General features: G+C 73.4%; 2 protein-coding genes. One reads left to right on the forward strand and one right to left on the reverse strand.

Annotated elements, in window-relative coordinates; all coding sequences use genetic code 11:
* Positions 1-231: hypothetical protein (locus tag H0488_RS23470; protein WP_220794930.1), on the reverse strand; the 231-nt coding region annotated here is incomplete at its 3' end.
* A gap of 128 nt (positions 232-359) precedes the next feature.
* Between H0488_RS23470 and H0488_RS23475 the strand changes: the two genes are divergently transcribed.
* Positions 360-722, forward strand: a 363-nt coding sequence (locus H0488_RS23475) for an Ada metal-binding domain-containing protein (protein WP_281369753.1), incomplete at its 3' end; no start/stop codon positions are given.

The raw sequence follows: 722 nt of genomic DNA on the forward strand, positions 1-722 counted from the left end.
CTGGCGCACGATGAAGTCCTGGAGCGGCTGGGCGGTCGCGCCGGCCAGTCCGGTGATGGCGCCGGCCATGCTCGCGACGGCGGCGGCGAGGTCGCCGACCTGGCGCACCAGCTCGTCGGGCGCGGTGACGCCGGTGACGGCCGCGTTGGTCACGGTGCGGAGCGTGTCGCCCGCGAGCTTCAGGGCGGCCTGCTGCGACTTGATCAGCAGGTCGATCGGGTTCTCCACCATGCGCACAGGGTGGCAGACAGGGTCGCTGAAGCGCGGGACATCGCGACGGCGAGATGGTTCGGCGTGCCCGCGACGGCGATGTCCGATTCCCGCGAGAAGATGTCGGCGGCGGCGTACAGAATGGGCGCATGACCAGCACCACGGCCGGGATCCCCGGGCTCGACACCGAGTCGTGCTACTCGGCGGTGAAGGCGCGCGATCGGCGGTTCGACGGGGTGTTCTACATCGCCGTGCGGACCACGGGGATCTACTGCCGGCCGTCCTGCCCGGCGCGCACGCCGGCGCTGCACAACGTCACCTTCCACCGCAGCGCCGCGGCCGCCCAGGCAGCCGGCTATCGCGCCTGCAAGCGCTGCCTCCCGGACGCGACGCCCGGCAGTCCCGACTGGGACGTCGCGGCGACCGTCGCCGGCCGGGCGATGCGGCTGATCGCCGACGGCGTCGTCGACCGCGACGGCGTCGACGGGCTCGCGCGGCGTCTCGGCTACACC

The organism is Nocardioides pelophilus, from assembly GCF_014180685.1.
GTDB lineage: Bacteria > Actinomycetota > Actinomycetes > Propionibacteriales > Nocardioidaceae > Nocardioides > Nocardioides pelophilus.